This window comes from Campylobacter sp. S4:11, from assembly GCF_024723695.1.
Lineage (GTDB): Bacteria > Campylobacterota > Campylobacteria > Campylobacterales > Campylobacteraceae > Campylobacter_D > Campylobacter_D jejuni_C.
Genome location: NZ_JANQDC010000055.1, coordinates 1 through 1,421, shown reverse-complemented (window position 1 = coordinate 1,421; position 1,421 = coordinate 1). Strand labels below are relative to the sequence as shown.

The 1,421-nt window shown below is 27.2% G+C and carries 2 pseudogenes; both read right to left on the bottom strand.

Annotation, left to right across the window (positions count from 1 at the left end):
- Positions 1–669, bottom strand: a pseudogene (locus CAMP5053_RS08090) (hypothetical protein); the annotation flags it as partial.
- A 557-nt stretch (positions 670–1,226) separates the two neighbouring features.
- Positions 1,227–1,421, bottom strand: a pseudogene (locus CAMP5053_RS08085) (hypothetical protein); the annotation flags it as partial.

Below are 1,421 nucleotides of genomic sequence, written 5' to 3'. Positions count from 1 at the left end.
TGTGTTTAAATTTTCTTTTAAGTTGTCTAATATGGGAAAATCTGGAATCCATTCATCAATATTAATAACTTCTATTCCTATATCAGAAAGTTTATTTAAAAGCCAAGTTGTACAATTGTGGATAGGAAAACTATTAAAAGGGTAAGAATTATAATATAAGTTTTCTCTAATGCTTTCAAGATTTATCATTTTACTATCATCTTTTTGTAGATTGGGATTTCTATTTTTTGTTTTCTCTGCTTCTTTTTTAATTTCATTAAGCAAGACTTCATACTGCTCTTGTGAAATTTCAAGCACACAGCGATTTTGTTGCCAAAAAGTAGAAGATGGGCGTTCATCTGTACAAATGTATTGCTGAAAATTATTATCCCATTTTGGTATATATTGATTATTTTCATACACTTTACCCCAATGGCTAGGAGTAGATTCAACAGGAGCAAAGCCAAAAAATCCCTCATCTTTAAAATCATTGTCTACTATACTAGGATAAATTTGTTTATACCATTTTTGATCTATCTCATTCCATTCTTTATTTTTAAGATATTCTTGTCTTAATTGTTCATCTATTTTATCAAGCTCATCAGGACTTTTGCCTTTAGTAAGTCCTAAAAAGACATGGGGAATGTTCCAATCCATAGGGTGGATATAAATTGTTGCGTAGTACTTCATAAAATTTCCTTATAAGTGACTAAAAAAATAATAACCAAATATTGCATAACAAATCATAAAAATCAATGATAAAAACAAGCTTAATTTATGTATTTTATAAAAAAAACCAATGATAAAAAATGAAATAATACTCAAAGAACAAAACCCAATAATCAAAATTGATATATCGTTAATAGTATGAGTATCAATATTAAATAACCATTGTATAGGATATAATAACCATTGTATAGGATATAATAACCATTGTATAGGATATAATAACCACCGAAAATCATCGCTTTTTATTAATATAGAATACACAAATGGGGAGATTATCACAATTCCAAAACATATGAAACAATCTAATGCAAATTTAGCAAAATTAAATTTGTTATTCATAGATATTCCCTTACTATATATTGATTATTTTTTAACATCTTATTGCTTGTAACATTAACAGAATTCATTTTAATTCCAAAACCCCAAAAATCATCATTGAATTCATTAGGTTCTTTAGCTTCATACCGTTTTTGTTCTATCTTATTCCATTCTTTATTTTTAAGATATTCTTGTCTTAATTATTCATCTACTTTATCAAGATCAGCAGAAAATCTAGCTTCTATAATGGTAGCATAAGCTGTAGGATCTCCCTTATCTTTAACTACTTGAAATTTTCCATTTTTATCTAGAAACTTGACTTTTTCTTTTATCTCATACCCTAACTTTATCCCATCTGCATAAAGCCACAAAGGAGGAGTAAAAGCACTATCAAA